Annotated in this window: 17 protein-coding genes and 1 tRNA gene; 9 read left to right on the forward strand and 9 right to left on the reverse strand. The window is 34.4% G+C overall.

All coding sequences use genetic code 11. From position 1 onward, the window contains the following. Positions 1-72 precede the first annotated feature (72 nt). The 8 genes from V4D31_RS09245 to V4D31_RS09280 all read left to right on the forward strand — a co-directional run bounded on the left by V4D31_RS09245 (position 73) and on the right by V4D31_RS09280 (position 7547). Entirely contained in the window at positions 73-669 is a 597-nt protein-coding gene (locus V4D31_RS09245; protein WP_353686151.1) for a helix-turn-helix domain-containing protein, read from the forward strand. Continuing rightward, positions 666-1982 (forward strand): TolC family protein, encoded by a 1317-nt coding sequence (locus V4D31_RS09250; protein WP_353686152.1) that lies wholly within the window; start codon positions 666-668, stop codon positions 1980-1982. Before V4D31_RS09245 ends, V4D31_RS09250 begins: the two co-directional genes overlap by 4 nt. Further along, positions 1979-3073 (forward strand): HlyD family secretion protein, encoded by a 1095-nt coding sequence (locus tag V4D31_RS09255; protein ID WP_353686153.1) that lies wholly within the window; start codon positions 1979-1981, stop codon positions 3071-3073. The genes V4D31_RS09250 and V4D31_RS09255 overlap by 4 nt, the downstream gene beginning before the upstream one ends. After that, entirely contained in the window at positions 3070-4347 is a 1278-nt protein-coding gene (locus V4D31_RS09260; RefSeq protein ID WP_353686154.1) for a TolC family protein, read from the forward strand. The genes V4D31_RS09255 and V4D31_RS09260 overlap by 4 nt, the downstream gene beginning before the upstream one ends. Continuing rightward, entirely contained in the window at positions 4344-5504 is a 1161-nt protein-coding gene (locus V4D31_RS09265; RefSeq protein ID WP_353686155.1) for an efflux RND transporter periplasmic adaptor subunit, read from the forward strand. The genes V4D31_RS09260 and V4D31_RS09265 overlap by 4 nt, the downstream gene beginning before the upstream one ends. A 19-nt stretch (positions 5505-5523) precedes the next feature. Next, on the forward strand, positions 5524-6207 hold the full coding sequence (locus V4D31_RS09270; protein WP_353686156.1) for an ABC transporter ATP-binding protein: 684 nt from the start codon (positions 5524-5526) through the stop codon (positions 6205-6207). Next, complete coding sequence (locus V4D31_RS09275) at positions 6204-7433, forward strand: ABC transporter permease (RefSeq protein ID WP_353686157.1); 1230 nt, start codon at positions 6204-6206, stop codon at positions 7431-7433. Before V4D31_RS09270 ends, V4D31_RS09275 begins: the two co-directional genes overlap by 4 nt. A gap of 26 nt (positions 7434-7459) precedes the next feature. Continuing rightward, positions 7460-7547, forward strand: a tRNA-Ser gene (locus V4D31_RS09280). A gap of 9 nt (positions 7548-7556) precedes the next feature. Here the strand turns inward: V4D31_RS09280 and V4D31_RS09285 are convergent. Further along, on the reverse strand, positions 7557-8921 hold the full coding sequence (locus V4D31_RS09285) for a sigma-54 dependent transcriptional regulator (protein WP_353686158.1): 1365 nt from the start codon (positions 8919-8921) through the stop codon (positions 7557-7559). Next, positions 8918-10852 (reverse strand): DUF3365 domain-containing protein, encoded by a 1935-nt coding sequence (locus V4D31_RS09290; protein WP_353686159.1) that lies wholly within the window; start codon positions 10850-10852, stop codon positions 8918-8920. Before V4D31_RS09290 ends, V4D31_RS09285 begins: the two co-directional genes overlap by 4 nt. A gap of 95 nt (positions 10853-10947) precedes the next feature. Here V4D31_RS09290 and V4D31_RS09295 point away from each other — a divergent pair, with 95 nt between their 5' ends. After that, on the forward strand, positions 10948-11838 hold the full coding sequence (locus tag V4D31_RS09295) for a spore photoproduct lyase family protein (protein ID WP_353686160.1): 891 nt from the start codon (positions 10948-10950) through the stop codon (positions 11836-11838). Here the strand turns inward: V4D31_RS09295 and tgt are convergent. From tgt to hemL, 7 genes are all read right to left on the reverse strand, one after another. Next, on the reverse strand, positions 11789-12907 hold the full coding sequence (gene tgt, locus V4D31_RS09300) for a tRNA guanosine(34) transglycosylase Tgt (protein ID WP_353686161.1): 1119 nt from the start codon (positions 12905-12907) through the stop codon (positions 11789-11791). The genes V4D31_RS09295 and tgt overlap by 50 nt on opposite strands. Before the next feature lie 78 nt (positions 12908-12985). Continuing rightward, a complete protein-coding gene (locus tag V4D31_RS09305; RefSeq protein WP_353686162.1) occupies positions 12986-14308 on the reverse strand; it encodes a glucose-6-phosphate isomerase in 1323 nt (440 codons plus the stop codon). Positions 14309-14314: 6 nt separating this feature from the next. Beyond that, a complete protein-coding gene (locus V4D31_RS09310; RefSeq protein WP_353686163.1) occupies positions 14315-14455 on the reverse strand; it encodes a hypothetical protein in 141 nt (46 codons plus the stop codon). Continuing rightward, entirely contained in the window at positions 14452-14814 is a 363-nt protein-coding gene (locus tag V4D31_RS09315; protein WP_353686164.1) for an ATP synthase subunit I, read from the reverse strand. The genes V4D31_RS09310 and V4D31_RS09315 overlap by 4 nt, the downstream gene beginning before the upstream one ends. Next, positions 14783-15031, reverse strand: a complete 249-nt coding sequence (locus V4D31_RS09320) for an AtpZ/AtpI family protein (protein ID WP_353686165.1) — start codon at positions 15029-15031, stop codon at positions 14783-14785. The genes V4D31_RS09315 and V4D31_RS09320 overlap by 32 nt, the downstream gene beginning before the upstream one ends. After that, positions 15031-15549, reverse strand: a complete 519-nt coding sequence (locus V4D31_RS09325) for a molecular chaperone TorD family protein (protein ID WP_353686166.1) — start codon at positions 15547-15549, stop codon at positions 15031-15033. Before V4D31_RS09325 ends, V4D31_RS09320 begins: the two co-directional genes overlap by 1 nt. Next, positions 15546-16829, reverse strand: a complete 1284-nt coding sequence (hemL, locus tag V4D31_RS09330; protein WP_353686167.1) for a glutamate-1-semialdehyde 2,1-aminomutase — start codon at positions 16827-16829, stop codon at positions 15546-15548. The genes V4D31_RS09325 and hemL overlap by 4 nt, the downstream gene beginning before the upstream one ends. Between the last annotated feature and the right edge of the window lie 48 nt (positions 16830-16877).

Genomic DNA, 16877 nt, shown 5'->3' on the forward strand with positions numbered 1-16877 from the left:
TTACTGCATAAATCAAATAGTAATCAACTATCATTTTAAAGTTCATCTTGACATTGTATTTTTTCTTGGTGTATGTTAGTAATTACTACCATGAGAGATACGAAAGGAAAAATTCTTAAAGCTGCATTAAAGCTTTTTTCCCAGAAGGGATATCTTGGAACAACTACAAAGGAAATAGCAAAGGAAGCAAATGTTGCAGAAGTGACTCTTTTCAGGTATTTTATTTCAAAAGAAAAGCTTTTTATAGAAGTGCTTGAAAGTCAATCGTTCCTGCCCACACTTAAAGACCTTCTTCCAAGATTGAAAAATATGGAGTATAAAGAAGCCCTGCAGACTATTGCCAAGTATTATTTTGATTTGCTAAAAAAAAAGAGAGACCTTATATGTATAATGCATACAGAAATTTTTCAATATCCTGCTGAAATAAGAGCAATCCATAGCAAAATGATTCATGAAGTTTATCTTGTTTTTGCTTCTTATTTGGATGAGCTTAAAAATAATGGAATAATAAGAAAAGATTTAAACACCATATATGCCTCTCTTGCATACTTTGGAATGCTCTTTAATCTTTTCATTAAAAAAGAGATTTTCAGGAAAAAAATAGATTCAAAAAAAGCCTTACAAACTTACATTGAAATATTTTACGAAGGAACTAGGAGGAATGAATGAAATTTAAAATATTACTTTTTTTGTTATTTTTTATTTTTTCTGAGCAGGCATTTGCAGAGCAAAATTTAACAATTTCAGATGTTTTCTCCCTTGCTCTTAAAAAAGCTGAAAAAGTAAGAATTGCTGAAGAAAATATAACAATCTCAAAGGAAGGAAAATACAAAGCTCTGGCAGGGCTTCTTCCCACTTTAACAGCTTCTGGCAAATATACTGATTACAGTAAAGAAAAGCTTGTGAACAATCAGATAATTCAACCTGACAAAAGCTTTTTATGGGCAGTGAGCATAGAAGAAAAGCTTTCTCTTGGAGGTAAAGAATTTACAAATTATTCAATCTCAAAGGATGCTTTTACAAAAACAGAATTTGAAGTGAATTCATTTAAAGAGCAGTATCTTCTCAGGGTTGCTACTGACCTTTATAACTATCTCAAAGCAAAAAGAGCAGTGGAGATTGCTGAAAGTAATGTTCAGAGATTAAAAAAACACAGAGACGCAGCAAAGATTAGGCTCAAGGTTGGAGAAGTTACAAAAACTGACCTTTTAAGAGCAGAGGCTGAGCTCAGTGGAGCAGAAGCTGATTTAATATCAGCAAAAAATAACCTGAAAGTGGCAAAAGCTGTTTTAGCAAGAGATGCAGGAATTGAAGGAGATTTTGAAATACTGGAGGGAAAGCTCAATGATCCTTATTTAAACCTTAATGTTCAGCATGTTAAAGCTCTGGCAAAAGAATTAAGACCAGAGATTAAAGCTGCTTTAATTTCAAAGGAAATAGCTAAAAAAAATGTAAACTATGTAATTGGCTCCTTTTTTCCTTATTTAAGTCTTTCTGCTATCTATCAAAAACTTAACCAGACTCCCTCAAATCAAATGACAAATAAAGAATCAACCTATGCCATTGCCTCAATTAACTTTCCAATATTTGAAGGAGGACTAAGAAGAGCAGAACTTTCAGAAGCTAAAGCAAAACTAAAACAGGCTGAGCTTCAGTATGAAGATACAGTTAAGGAAGTTTTTATAGATGTTGAAGCAGCTTATCATGATTACATAACCCAAAGAGATACGATTAAATCTCTTCAGGATGAAGTAACATACGCAAGAGATAACTTTAACTCTGTATTCAAGCAATATCAATTTGGGCTTGCTTCAAGCCTTGATGTAACTGATGCAAATACATTTCTTGTAACTGCTGAGAAAAAGCTTATGGAAGCCCAGTATAACTATCAGCTTGCTATACTTAGGCTTAGACAGGCAACTGGAACATTGCTTAAAGCATTTGCCAGTAATGAACTCGTTGTTCAGGGGGTAAATAAGTGAGCTTTAAAGGCTTAAGGGAGAAATTCAAAAATTCAAAAAAGATTAAAATTGCTTTACTGATTGTTCTTGCTGTGGGCGTTTTGATTTTTATGGCAAAAGAAATTTATTACTACATTGTTTACGAAAGCACAGATGATGCGTATGTTGAAGGAACAATAGTGCCAATCTCTCCTCAGGTTTCAGGAAAAGTTGTAAAAGTTTATGTTGACTATAACCAGAGAGTCAAAAAAGGAGAGCCTCTTGTTGAGATAGAACCAGATGATTATTTAGCAGATGTAAGAGCGAAAAAAGAAAATGTAAATACATTGTCTAATCAGTTAAAAGAACTAAGCTCTCAGTTAAATGAAGCAATGGCAAAACTTAAGACAATGCAAGCCAATCTTCAGGCAGCCCAGGCACAGAGAGAGCTTGCTGAAAAAGAGTTTCAAAGAATCAAAGGCCTTTATGAGGAAGACCTTGTTTCAAAAAGCAGATTTGATTCTCAACAAGCAGCCCTGAAAGTAGCAATTGCACAGGAGAAAGCTGCAGAAAGTCAAATAAAAGAAGTTAGATCCTTAATAAATACCCTTACAGTAAAATTAAAAACCCAACAGTATCAAATAGGAAAAGCTCAGGAAGAACTGAAAATTGCTGAAATAAACTTAAAAAGAACTTTGATTGTTTCTCCAAGAGATGGAAGAGTAGCAAAAAAATCAGTTGAGGCAGGACAATATGTTCGTCCAGGACAACTTCTTATGGCAATTGTTGATGAACAGGATATATGGATAGGTGCTAATTTTAAGGAAACTCAAATAGAAAAAATGAGAGTTGGGCAGCCTGTTAAAATCAGGGTAGATGCCTATCCTGGCAGGGTTTTTAAAGGTCATGTTGCAAGTTTTCAACCTGGCACAGGTGCTGTTTTTAGCCTTTTCCCACCTGAAAATGCTACTGGAAACTTCGTAAAAGTTGTTCAAAGAATTCCAGTGAGAATAATAATTGACACCCCCTTTGATCCGAATTATCCTCTCTGGCCAGGCATGTCAGTAATTCCATATGTGGATGTTACAGTTAATACAGGAGCAAAGTTGAAAGATGTTATAGGAAAGCAATGAAATTAAGAACAGGATTTTTCTTAATTGTACTATTGACTTTGCAATCTTTAGCCTATGGCATTGACTCTTTAGAGTCCACCAATAAGCCTGTTTATACTCTTACAGATTGCATTAATATAGCATTAAAAAAAAATCCTGAGATCCTTGCATCTAAGGCTAATGTTAATAAAAGTTTTTTTAAGATTGGACAAGCCCGTTCTGGTTATTTTCCTCAAATAGATTTATCTTTAGGATATCAAAGAAGTTATCAAGAGGATAGAATCCCAAGGGAATACTCAAAAGAATACTCAGCCCAGCTTGGTCTTACTCAAACTATTTTTGACTTTGGGAAAACTTCTAAGCAGATACAGGTACAAAAGCAGCTGTATAAAGCAACACAGTGGCAGGATAAAGACACTGTTTTACAAACAATTTATAATGTTAAAGAAGCTTATTACAGCGTGCTCAAGGCAAAAAAACAGAAGGAAACAGCCAAGGAAGTGCTCAAGCAGGCTCAAAAACATCTTCAGCTTGCAAAAGGATTTTATGATGTAGGACTTAAGCCAAAAATTGAAGTAACAAAGGCAGAGGTTGAAGTAAGCAATGCAAAACTTAATTTGATTACAGCTGAAAAACAACTTACTCAAGCAATTTTAAATCTGAAAGTAGCAATGGGAGCAGTAGATATGCCAGAGTTTGACATTAAAGAAGAAGATTATGCAATAAGAAAACTTGATGAAAATGAGGCAATCAAAATAGCCATTGAAACAAACCCTCAACTTCAGGCAATAAGATTTAATAGGAAAGCGTCAATTTCAACAGAAGAACTGGTAAAAAAAGAATACTTTCCTGTATTTACAGCTTCAGCAAATTATGGATATGTTAATGAAGATTTTCCTCTTAATAAACAATGGAGTTTGTTTTTCAAAATGAGTCTTCCTCTTTTCAGTGGATGGTCAACAAAATATAAACTTTCTGAAGCAAGGGCAGATACAGAATATTATTCTTACAAAGAAATCTCCTTGATCCAGCAAATAACATCACAAATAAAAAATCTCTTTGCCCAGTTAAAAGAAGCTTCCCAAAAAATAGAAACTCTTAACCTAACATTAAAACAATCAAAGGAAAATCTTGATCTTGCAATGGCAAGATATGAGGTTGGAATTGGAAGTTCTATAGAAGTTGTTGATGCCATAGTTCTTTATGAACAGACAAACACTCAATACTGGCAGGCAATTTATGACTACAATGTAACATATGCACAAATCCAAAGATATGTAGGATGGGTAGAATGAAAGGAAAGAAAAAAATAGCATTGGTTTCCTTAGGATTTTTAATTATCATTTCAGGCGTTTTAATCATTCTTTTTTCAGGATCAAAGAAAACAGAATTTAAAACAGTTAAAGCTCAAAGAGGAGATATTATTCAGACAGTAACTGCAACAGGAAATGTAAATCCAGTAACAACAATTCTTGTTGGAACAAGGGTCTCTGGAACAATTATAGCCCTTTATGCTGATTATAACTCCATAGTTAAAAAAGGGCAGCTTATTGCTCAGATTGATCCAACTCCTTTTGAAAATGATCTAAAACAGGCTGAAGCAGACCTTTACAATGCAAAAGCAAATCTTTTAAAAGCTGAAGTTACGCTAAAAGATGCTCAGAGAACCTTCAAAAGAAAGCAAGAGCTTTTTAAGCGTGACCTTATTGCTCGTAGTGAGCTTGATGATGCGGAGACAGCATACAATACTGCAAAAGCTCAATATGAAATTGCTCTTGCACAGGTTAAAAAAGCTCTGGCAGGAGTAAAACAGGCAAAAACAAATCTTGGATATACAAGAATAGTTTCACCGGTCAATGGTATTGTTATTGCAAAAAATGTTGAAGTTGGTCAGACAGTGGCTGCAACCTTTCAAACTCCAACACTTTTTACAATAGCTCCAGATCTCACAAAAATGCAGGTTGATACAAATGTAGATGAAGCAGATATATCAAAAATAAAAAAGGGAATGGAAGCAACCTTTACAGTAGATGCCTATCCTGACAAAAAATTTAAAGGAACTGTAGCTCAAATAAGACTTTCTCCAACAATTACTCAAAATGTTGTAACCTATGATGTTGTAATAGCAGTTGATAACTCTCATCTGCTTCTTAAGCCAGGTATGACTGCAAATGTTACTTTTGTTACTGAAGAAAAAAAGAATGTTCTTAAAATTCCAAATGCTGCTTTAAGATTTAGAATGCCAAACACTCCTCCATCAAAACAACAGGCAGTATGGGTTTTAAGAGGAGGCAAACCTGTAAAAGTTAAGATAAAAACAGGAATAGGAGATGGTGAATGGACTGAAATTGTGGAAGGAGATATAAAAGAAGGTGAAGAAATTATCGTAGAAATTCAAAGTGGTAAGAAAACTTCTTCTACTTCTACAGGACATCCTCCACCGCGCTTTTAAACCCGGGACAACACAAGATATGTCAATTATAAGAGTTGAAAATATAACAAAAATTTATAAAATTGGACAGCAGGAATTGATTGTTCTTAACGGAATTTCTGTTACAATTGAAAAAGGAGAATTTGTTTGCATTATGGGGCCAAGTGGATCAGGAAAATCAACATTTATGAACATTATTGGATGTCTTGACACCCCAACAACTGGAAAATGCTATCTTGAAGGAATAGATGTTTCAACAATGGATGTAAACGAACTTGCTGAAATAAGAAATAAAAAAATAGGCTTTGTTTTTCAACAATTTAATCTTCTTGCAAGAGCTACTGCCTTAGAGAATGTTGAACTTCCTCTTATTTATGCAGGAATTCCTGCAAAAGAAAGAAAACAAAGAGCACTTGAGACTCTTTCCTGGGTTGGACTTAAAGATAGAGCAAATCATTATCCAAGACAGCTAAGTGGTGGACAACAACAGAGAGTTGCAATTGCCCGGGCACTTGTAAACAATCCATCAATAATACTGGCTGATGAACCAACTGGAAATCTTGATTCCAGAGCAAGCATGGAAATAATGGAAATTTTTAAAAAACTTAATGAAGAGCAAGGACTTACAACAATTATTGTTACTCATGAGCCAGACATTGCAGCCTTTGGAAAAAGACAAATACGCTTCCTTGATGGCAAAATAGTAAGTGATACAGCATCATGATAGCTCTTTCATCAATAATTAACATTGCAGTGCGCTCTCTCATAGCGAATGCTATGCGCTCTTTCCTTGCTATACTGGGAATTATCATAGGTGTTGGTGCTGTTGTAACAATGATTGCAATTGGTCAAGGTGCAAGTGAAAAAATCTCTGCTCAGATATCAAGCATAGGAAGTAATCTAATTCTAATTCTTCCTGGAGCAACAACTCAGGGTGGCATAAAAATGGGAATGGGAACACAGCAAACACTTACTATGGCAGATGCTGAGGCAATATCAAAAGAATGTTCTCATATCTGTCAGGTAGCTCCTGTAATATCAGGAACAGCACAGGTAGTCTTTGGAAATCAAAACTGGTCAACAGCTGTGCTTGGTGTAACTCCTGAGATGGCTGCTGTGAGAGAGTGGGAAATTGTCTTGGGAAGATTTTTAACAGAACAGGATGTAAGAAATGGAACAAAAGTAGCTGTAATAGGCCAAACAGTGGCTGAAAAGCTTTTTGGAAACCTTGAACCTATCGGCAAATTAATAAGAATAAAAAAAATACCCTTTGAAGTTGTAGGAGTTCTTGGCAAAAAAGGACAATCCCTCACAGGACAGGATCAAGATGACATAATATATGTTCCGATTACAACAGCTCAAAGAACGCTTTATGGTAATGTTTTACCTGGCAGAGTGAGATTAATTTATGCAAAAGCTCAATCCCTGGAGTCAATTCCTCAGGCAACAGAGGAGATTAAATCACTTTTAAGACAGAGACACAGAATTGCACAGGGGCAGGAAGATGATTTTACAGTAATGGACTTAACACAAATGCTAAAAACTGCTGAAGAATCAACAAAAACCATGTCAATTCTTCTTGGTGCCATTGCCTCTGTATCTTTAGTTGTGGGTGGAATAGGAATTATGAACATTATGCTTGTTTCAGTTACGGAAAGAACAAGGGAAATTGGAATAAGAATGGCAGTAGGAGCAAAGCCAAAGGACATAAGAATGCAGTTCCTTATTGAATCTGTTTTTTTAACAATGGTAGGTGGAATTTTTGGACTTTTCCTGGGGATTGCAGGCTCTTTAATTGTATCCCATCTTATGCAATGGCCAATAATTATTTCACCTTTTTCAGCTTTTATAGCTTTTTCTTTTTCAGCCTTTGTAGGTATATTTTTTGGATTTTATCCTGCTTACAAAGCCTCAATGCTAAATCCCATTGATGCACTGAGATATGAGTAATCTGTTATAATAAAAAAGTTGAAACTGGAGAGGTGGCCGAGTGGTTTAAGGCGGCGGTCTTGAAAACCGCTGTAGGGTATAACCCTACCGGGGGTTCGAATCCCTCCCTCTCCGTTAACATTTTCAAGGCTGCTCAATTCCGTGAAATTTAATTTTTTCCCATAGAGCCTTTCTGCTGATTCCAAGTTTTTTTGCTGCTTCAGTTTTTTTCCATCCGCATTCTTGTAGGGTTTTTATTATCAAATTTCTTTCAAAGTTTTCAAGACATTCTTTAAGGGAAAAATTACTTATAAAACACTGTTTTTGAAATGATCCCATTGGTGAGAATTCTTCTGGAAGATGTTTAATATCAATTACTCCATCCTTTGAAAGAAGAACAGCTCTCTCAATGGCATGTTTCAGTTCTCTCACATTTCCGGGATAATCATAACTCAGTAAAGCCTCATAGGCTGACGGAGATATAGTGATATTTTGCTTGCTGTATTTTTCTGAGAAAATTTTCAGAAAATGTTCAATAAGCGCTGAAATATCTTCTTTCCTTTCCCTTAAAGGTGGTATTACGATGGGAATAACATTTATTCTGTAAAAAAGGTCTTCTCTGAATTTTTCAGCTTTTATCAATTCTTTAAGATTCTTGCTTGTTGCATAGATGCATCTTACATTAATCTTTACAGGGTTCTTACCTCCAAGAGGATATACAGTTCCATCTTCAATAACCCTTAAAAGTTTTGCCTGTAGCGGTATCGGCATATCGCCAATCTCATCAAAAAATATTGTGCCTTCATTTGCCAGTTCAAACTTGCCTTTTTTTGTTTCAGTTGCTCCAGTAAAAGCTCCTTTTTCATATCCAAAAAGCTCTGATTCAAAAAGACTCTCAGGAATAGCAGCACAGTTTATTTTGATATAGGGTTTGTCTTTTCTTAAACTTCTTCTCTGGATTGCATCTGCTATAAGTTCTTTGCCTGTTCCGCTTTCACCCTGAATTAAAACAGACACATCAGTTTTTGCCACTGCATCAATTTTATCAAGAATTTCTTTCATAGCAGGACTTACACAAACTATTTCTTCAAATCCTTCTTTTCTTTTAACAATCTCTGTAAGATGTTTTACTTTTTTTTCCAGATCACGAAATTTTAAAAATCTTTCTATTACCAAAAAAAGCTCTTCATTTGTAAATGGCTTAGCAATATAATCAAAAGCACCATCTTTTATTGCCTGAACAGCAGTTTTTATTTCAGCAAAAGCGGTTATTATTATTACTCCGGTTTGGGAAGACTTATTTTTTATATGTTTAAGCAAAGAAAGACCATCAACTCCTGGAAGTTTAAGATCAACTATGGCAATGTCAAATCTCTCTGAATCAAGTATAGCCAGAGCTTTTCTACCATCTTCGCAGGATTTTACTTCATATCCACAGGACTTAAGAAAATAAGTCATTCCAAGATTCATTGCTGGATCGTCTTCTACTATGAGAATTTTCTCTTTCATCTTACTGGAAGCTCTACTGTAAAAGTAGTTCCCTTGGGAGAAGTTTCAACCAGGATTCGTCCATTGTGTTGCTCTACAATAGATTTACTTACTGAGAGTCCAAGTCCTGTTCCCTCTCCAACAGGTTTTGTTGTAAAAAATGGATCAAAAATTTTTGGAAAAATTTCAACAGGAATTCCGGGACCTGTATCAGTAAAAGAAATATAGCAGTTGTTATTTTCTAAATAGGTTTCTATTGTTAATGTTCCTTCTTTACCATCCATTGCCTGAATTGCATTAAGAACAATATTTAAAAATACCTGTTCTATTTTATTTGAATCAACCATGATTTCCGGGACATCTGGCGAAAGCTTTTTTATAACTTTTATTCCGTTTTTTGATATTAAATACTCAGTTAATTTTAAAACATTTTCCACAAGAGTATTTACAGAAACCACAGAAATTACAAGCTCGCTCTGCTTTGAAAAATCAAGGAGTTGTTTTATTATTTCCTGAATCTTTATAAGCCCCTGATTTATCACCTCAATGTGTCTTTTTTTTGTTTCTTCATCCATATGAGTGCTCACCAAATTATTTAAACAAAGTCTGATTCCTCCAAGAGGATTATTGATTTCATGAGCTAATCCTGCTGAAAGCTGCCCTATTGCTGCAAGTTTTTCAGTAATTCTCATCTGTTCTTCAATTTTTCTTTTCTCAGTAATGTCTTTAACATAATGAACTACTTTTATTACATTTCCTTTATCATCAAAAATTGGATAAAGATGAATGAAATAATGCCTTCCATCATCACCTTCCCAGTATTCGGAAAAAGGTTTTTTCGTATCTATTACCTTCTTAAGAAAGTGAACACAGCAGAATTTATCTGGATCAAATCTTTCAGAATCACATTTTCCATTGAATACAGCAGCTCTTCCTTCTATCATCCATGTTCTGTAAGCATAATTTGTCATTTCCACTGTACAATCAGGATTAACAAGTGCAAGTGGGTCTGTTATACCCTCAAATATTGTCTGAAGAGTTTCTGCATATTTTTTAGTAACTTCCTGAGCTTCATACAAATATTTTGCCATTTGATTAAAAGAAAAGATTAACTCACCAATTTCATCCTTTGTTTTTGCCTCAATAGTTTGATTAAGAGGTTCTGTTCCATTTACTATTCCTCTGAATAAGGAACTCAATCTTTTCAAAGGCTTAATTACAAAACTCCAAAAAGCACCTTGAAGTGCAACAAAAAGGAAGATTAAAGAAACCACACCAAATAGAAATGTAGAGATGGCAACACCTTTTATCTCACCCAATGTAGAAGCAATTGGAAGAGATACTGACTCAACTCCCATTATTTCTCCTTCTTTCCATGTGAAATCCTTAGAACGAGGAAAGATTTTAAGTAAAGCTTTGGGTGCGTTTTTAACCCTTCCATGACAGATTAAACATCCCTTTTCAACTATAATAGGTTTTGCCATTATAAGAATTTCCTGCCCCTCTGATTTTACAATCCCGCTCCATGATTCATTTTTTGGATTTTTTTTGAAATACTCAATCAATTTAACATGCAGTGCATCAGCTTTATGTTCTGGATTTATTGGATCTAAAGAAACTCTCTTATATATATAATTTCCTATTTTGTTATTAAATCTTTTCATTACGCTTAATCTTACATGGGTTGTTGACATTCCTTCAACTATAAATTCATCTTCTTTCCCTGTTTCATGAAGAAGCTTAAAAATTGCAGGTCTTAGCTCTTCTTTGACATAATTGCCAAGTGCATCAATCTGAGTAATAATAATTCTTGTTTTCTCATTTGCATCTTCTATTACCTTTTGTTTAAGGTGATAATAAATAAGAAAAGAAAAAATTACACAGAAAGCAAAAATTATCAAACTTATTGAAAGAGTAAATTTTGTATTCAGTGAAAGATTTTTAAGTTTCATTAATTTAAATTTTAATAGAGTTGACACAATATTGCAAATTTCATGAAATTGCAGATAAGATTAAATTTTCTCTCAAAATATTTCATAATAAATTTATGATGTATCTACGCCCCTTTGATCCGTGGAAGAGTGAGCTTTGCACATGTCCACCAAAGTATTCACTTAATCCATATACAGGATGTTCCCACGGATGCCTTTACTGTTATGCTTCTTCATACATAAAAGATTTTTTTCATTTAAGAGAAAAAAAGAATCTAATTGAAAGCCTTAAAAGGGAAATAAAAAAAATCCCTGAAAACTCCCTAATTTCATTATGTAATACCTCAGATCCTTATCCGCCAGTAGAAAAAATTAAAAAAATTACCAGAAAATGTCTTGAAATTTTTAAACAACACCATATGAGAGTTATCATCATAACAAAAAGTGATATAGTTTTAAGGGACATGGATTTACTAAGAGAGACATCATGTGTAACATTTACTATAACCACTTTCAAATATTACAAAAAACTTGAGCCAAATGCTCCTTCATCATTTGATAGATTTAAAGCAATTGAAAGATTAAGTAAAGAAGGTATTCCTGTTGGTTTGAGACTTGATCCGATTATTCCATTGCTTAATGAAGATGAAGTGGAAATAATTTTAAAGGAAGCAAAAAACTGTGGGGTAAGACATGTTACTGCAAGCACATTTAAACCAAGATGGGATAGCTGGAAGAGAGTCTCCAGAGTTTTTCCTGAAATAGCTGAAAAAATTGAAAGCCTTTACTTCAGAGATGGAACTAAGATTTCAAACTCCCTGTATCTTCCAGAATCCTTAAGAAAAAACTTGATGATTAAAGTAAAAAAAATTTGTGATTCTCTTTCTTTAACATTTTCTTCCTGTAGAGAAGGCTTCCTTGAGCTCAGCAATGCTCCAAGCTGTGATGGAAGTCATCTCATTCAGGAGAAAAGTTTTTCTCCAGCACAGGTATCCACTGTTTTTTAAAATCCTGAAATCTTCCCTCAGCTATAGCCTCTCTCATTTTTTCAAAGAATCTGCAGTAAAAATAAAGATTATGAATAGTATTAAGCCTCATTGAAAGAATTTCTCTACACATGTAAAGATGCCTTAAGAAAGCCTTTGTATAGTTTCTACATGTATAACAGTCACAGTCTGGATCAAGGGGAGAGTTGTCTTCTTTAAACTCACTTCTCTTAATGCTTATCCTTCCCTGAGATGTAAAAAGTGTTCCATTTCTTGCATTTCTTGTTGGTATCACACAGTCAAACATATCAATCCCATGCTCAACTGCATGAAGAACATCCATCAAATCGCCAACTCCCATCAAATAACGAGGTTTTTCTTCAGGCATTAAATGTGCAATGTTTTTTATCACTCTATACATGTCTTCCTTGGGTTCTCCTACACTTAAGCCTCCAAGAGCATATCCATCAAAGTCTATTTTCACAATTCCCTCCATTGCCTTTTGCCTTAGCTCCTCATAAATGCCACCCTGAATAATACCAAAAAGTGCTTGATCATTACGGTGTTTTTCAAAATAATCTTTACATCTTTTTGCCCAATCTTCTGTGAGTTTGAGAGATTTTTTTACATATTCCTTTTCTGCTGGATAGGGAACACACTCATCTAAAACCATCATTATGTCTGAACCCAGAGCAAGCTGAATCTCTATTGCCTTTTCAGGAGTTATAAAATGAAGGGACCCATCAATGTGAGAGCGAAATTCAACTCCTTGAGGTGTTATCTTTCTTAAAGATGCGAGGCTATAAATCTGAAATCCACCACTATCAGTAAGAATTGGTCCATGCCAATTAATGAATTTGTGAATTCCTCCAAGTTTTTTAATTATTTCATGTCCTGGTCTTAAGTAAAGATGATAAGTATTCGAGAGTATTATTTCATAACCGATTTCCCGGATCTCCTCAGGAGTCATTGCTTTAACTGTTCCATTTGTTCCCACAGGCATGAATACAGGTGTATTAATAATTCCTCTTTTGGTTTCAATTATTGCATTACGGGCAAATCCATCTTTTTTGAGAATTTTGAATTGCATTTAAATATTTTAATAAACCCTCTTAATCATTTTCCGAACATGCTTTTTTATTTATGAAGCTGTATAATAAACAAAAAACTAAATCATGAATCTCTGTCTTTTTAAATAATCTTTAATCTCCTCGCCTTCACTTTCAAAGCCTCTTTTGCCCATTGCACCATAGGTAAGCCTTTTGCCGAGCTCAACCCCTGGCTGATTAAAAGGATTTATTTCATAAAGAAGTCCTGTCATAGCAGTTACAATCTGAAGAAATTGAAAAATCTGACCTATGCTATAAGGGTTAATTTTGGGAAGAATTATTTTAAGATTTGGCTTTTTATTCATTGTTAAAGCCATCTCTGTGGCAAGCTGCTCTGTATTCATAAGCTCTTCAAGTGTATGTCCTCCAAGAAATCTCAATCCTTCTATGTCATGAAATTCCTCTGGAATCTCCTCCTGACAGTCATGCCTTTCAACTGAAATAAAGACAATCACTTTATCTTCAGGTCCTTCCATCCACAGCTGAAGCTGAGAATGCTGATCAGTTGTTCCTAAAGATGGATAGGGAGTTGTGCCTTTACCTTCTTTCCCAAGACTTTCTGCCCAGAGTTGACAGAACCACTCAGACAGGGTTTTGAGCCTGTCTGAATAAGGAAGAAAAACCACGATTTTTCTCCCTTTAACTCTATCCATCAGATATAAAGATGAAGCAGCAACTGCCATTGGATTTTCCTTTAGATTTTCACTGAAGGCTTTTTCTGAAATTTCTTTAGCAGCTTCAAGCATCTCTTCACTTTTTATTCCCAAGACTTCAGCAAGAAAAACTCCTACAGGAGATAAAACCGAGTATCTTCCCACAACATTTTTAGGAATTGAAAGGCAGGGAATTTCATATTCCTCAGCAAGCCTTTTTAAATTTCCCTTTTCTGGATCTGTAGTAAATACAAAATGCTCTTTTACATCAAGTCTTTTGTCTCTTATCATTCTCCAGAAAATTAAAAAAGATGCTAAAGTTTCTGAAGTAGCTCCAGATTTTGATATTACATTAATGAGTGTTTTCTTTAAATCAATAACTTCAATAATGTTTTTGAATGTTACAGGATCAACGTTGTCATATATAAAAACCTTTGGTTTTTTCTTGAGATTATGCATAGGGCTTAAAGCTTCAAGAATAACTTTTGGACCAAGAGCGCTTCCACCAATACCAAGAAGAACAAAGTATTCATAATCTCTTGCTTTTTTAGCAAGTTCTTTAACTTTGGATAAATCCTGTCTGTATAACTCTATGAAATCAAGCTCTTTATAAGGTCTTGATGAAATTAAAGATATTGCCTTCCTGGCATTAATTTCAATTTCATTAATAGAAATTCCACCTTCTCCTATTTCTTCGGATAAAATATTAGAAAAATCCAATTTTATCATCTTTGCTTATCCTTTTTTTGAAAAGTAGGCAATCACTGTAATTATTACTACACTAAGAATAACAATAATAGCAAGAACTTTGGTAATTTTAAATGCCATCATTACAAGAATAGCCAGGGCGATTAAAAGATAAATTCTCCAGCTCAAATATTCTGCCTCCTTGAATGCAAAAGAGCCTGCCTTGATGAAATAATTAAAACTACAGCAAATCCTGCCAATAATCCATAAACATTAAAAAGTCCGTACCTTGCAATAATCATAAGAAATATAAAGATTAAGCCCAATTTGATATAACTTAATCCAATTACAGCCATCTGAAACATTGGTTTGCCAAAAAATTTTTTTACAGCCCAAGAAAGCTCTTTAAGGCTAAGCCAGCTTGTTAGCCCTCCAATCATTATATTTAAAGCTATTATTTTATCCCATAGTATCCAGCTTAAAAAAGCAAAAATTGGAAGTAAAATCAAAACTTCCCTACTTATTTTCTTTATTACTTCCTTGTCCACTGACCTTTTCCACCTTTTTAATGTATTTAAATATTTCTTTAACTCCTGCAACAAATCCAGCCATTAAAAAAATTATAGAAAACAAAGGAAAACTATGAGTTAAATAATAATCAATCAAATAACCAATACCTGCACCAATTAAAACACATAATACAAAATTAATTCCTAAGGCTGATGCCTCTATAAAGGTTTTAAAAAATGATCTTTTTTCTTCCACTACCAACCCTCACATTCTGATAATACAAATTCCTTTAAAGAAGTTGCAACTTCTTTGTAAAATTCAGTCTTTGCTTTCTCATATAAAGCATCACAGAATAAAGGAATCCATTCACAAAGTCTTTTTAAAAATTCAATCTGTAAGTCCTTAAGATTTTGCTCTATAAGATAACTCATGAAAAGAAGCTCCATAGAGATGTGATCTGCTGGAAGGTCTATTTCTTCATCAATTGCAACGCCTGCATTCCAGTAAAAATGCTGGACATCTTTGAATTCAAAATTTACAGGGTTATCTTTATAAAGCTCCTCAAGATAATATCCTTCATAATTTGCAACTGCAGCCTCAACAAACAAAGCAATGTAGTCATTGCATATTTCTTCATATGTATCATTAATTTTGATTTCAGCGAATTCTTCAAATTCTTCAATATGTTCAATCTGAGGAATATGCATGAAAAGATAAGCAAAAAGTCTATAGGTTTCAGCTCGTTCCTGGTCTTCAAGAGATAAAAAATTCATAACTCTTTAAAGGTTTCATAAGCAGCTTTTACAGTTTTTTCTATATCTTTTTCAGTATGGGCAAGTGAGATAAATCCAGCCTCAAACTGAGATGGTGCAATATAAACTCTTCGCTTAAGCATTCCCCAGAAAAATTTTTTAAAGGCTTCAGTATCAGAAGTCTTCGCAGTCTGAGCATCAATCACTTCTTTCTCAGTAAAATAGGTGCAAAACATTGTTCCTGCCCTGTAAAATTTAACTTTTACGCCTGCTTGTTTAGCAGCATCTTTTAGTCCTCTTTCAAGAGACTGCATTGTCTTTTCAAGCTTTTTATAAGTGGAAGTTTTTGAAAGAACCTTTAATGTCTCAATTCCTGCAGTGACTGCAAGAGGATTTCCTGAAAGGGTTCCAGCTTGATAAACTCCTCCTTCAGGTGCAACAAGGCTCATTATCTCTTTTCTGCCTCCATAAGCACCAACAGGAAGTCCTCCTCCAATAACCTTACCAAGACAGGTTAAATCAGGTTTTACTCTATAATACTGTTGTGCTCCACCAAAGGCAACTCTAAATCCTGTCATAACTTCATCAAAAATCAAAACAATTCCGTATTTTTCTGTTTCTTCCCTTAAAGTTTTTAAAAACTCTTCCTTTGGCAGAATGCATCCCATGTTTCCAACAACAGGCTCAACAATTACACAGGCAATTTCTTTCCAGTGTTGTTTCAGGGTATTTTTAAATGCTTCTGTATCATTGAAAGGCAAAATTATTGTTTCTGAAATATATGATTGAGGCACTCCGAGGCTGTCTGGAATTCCAAAAGTTGCTCCTCCTGAACCAGCTGAAACCAGAAGCCCATCCACATGACCATGATAGCATCCTTCAAACTTTACAACTTTATTTCTTTTTGTAAAGCCTCTCGCAACTCTTATTGCAGACATAGTTGCCTCTGTGCCAGAGTTAACCATACGAATTTTTTCTATTGAAGGAAAAGCTTTTTTTACCAGAGTTGCAAGCTCAATCTCAAGAGAGGTTGGTGCTCCATAGCTTGTTCCTTTTTCAACTGCTTTTTTAAGAGCCTTTACAACTGCCGGATAGGCATGACCAAGAATTAGAGGACCCCATGAAAGAACATAATCTATGTATTCATTTCCGTCCACATCATAGATTTTTGAACCCTTTGCCTTTGCTATAAATAATGGATTGCCTCCAACTGCTCTGAATGCTCTTACAGGGCTGTTTACTCCACCTGGCATGACTGCTAATGCTTTTTTATAAAGTTTCTTAGATTTTCTTGTCTTCATAATCTCCTCCAGCTTTCTTTATTTCAATAAAATATCAGAAAAGTTAAC

Source organism: Thermodesulfovibrio sp. 3462-1 (assembly GCF_040451425.1).
Lineage (GTDB): Bacteria > Nitrospirota > Thermodesulfovibrionia > Thermodesulfovibrionales > Thermodesulfovibrionaceae > Thermodesulfovibrio > Thermodesulfovibrio obliviosus.

What these genes read in the sequence shown, in the direction of transcription:
- V4D31_RS09245 (WP_353686151.1), top strand. Translation starts at nt 73, where the DNA reads ATGTTAGTAATTACTACCATGAGAGATACGAAAGGAAAAATTCTTAAA.
- V4D31_RS09250 (WP_353686152.1), top strand. Translation starts at nt 666, where the DNA reads ATGAAATTTAAAATATTACTTTTTTTGTTATTTTTTATTTTTTCTGAG.
- V4D31_RS09260 (WP_353686154.1), top strand. Translation starts at nt 3,070, where the DNA reads ATGAAATTAAGAACAGGATTTTTCTTAATTGTACTATTGACTTTGCAA.
- V4D31_RS09265 (WP_353686155.1), top strand. Translation starts at nt 4,344, where the DNA reads ATGAAAGGAAAGAAAAAAATAGCATTGGTTTCCTTAGGATTTTTAATT.
- V4D31_RS09270 (WP_353686156.1), top strand. Translation starts at nt 5,524, where the DNA reads ATGTCAATTATAAGAGTTGAAAATATAACAAAAATTTATAAAATTGGA.
- V4D31_RS09275 (WP_353686157.1), top strand. Translation starts at nt 6,204, where the DNA reads ATGATAGCTCTTTCATCAATAATTAACATTGCAGTGCGCTCTCTCATA.
- V4D31_RS09285 (WP_353686158.1), bottom strand. Translation starts at nt 8,921, where the DNA reads ATGAAAGAGAAAATTCTCATAGTAGAAGACGATCCAGCAATGAATCTT.
- V4D31_RS09290 (WP_353686159.1), bottom strand. Translation starts at nt 10,852, where the DNA reads ATGAAACTTAAAAATCTTTCACTGAATACAAAATTTACTCTTTCAATA.
- V4D31_RS09295 (WP_353686160.1), top strand. Translation starts at nt 10,948, where the DNA reads ATGATGTATCTACGCCCCTTTGATCCGTGGAAGAGTGAGCTTTGCACA.
- tgt (WP_353686161.1), bottom strand. Translation starts at nt 12,907, where the DNA reads ATGCAATTCAAAATTCTCAAAAAAGATGGATTTGCCCGTAATGCAATA.
- V4D31_RS09305 (WP_353686162.1), bottom strand. Translation starts at nt 14,308, where the DNA reads ATGATAAAATTGGATTTTTCTAATATTTTATCCGAAGAAATAGGAGAA.
- V4D31_RS09325 (WP_353686166.1), bottom strand. Translation starts at nt 15,549, where the DNA reads ATGAATTTTTTATCTCTTGAAGACCAGGAACGAGCTGAAACCTATAGA.
- hemL (WP_353686167.1), bottom strand. Translation starts at nt 16,829, where the DNA reads ATGAAGACAAGAAAATCTAAGAAACTTTATAAAAAAGCATTAGCAGTC.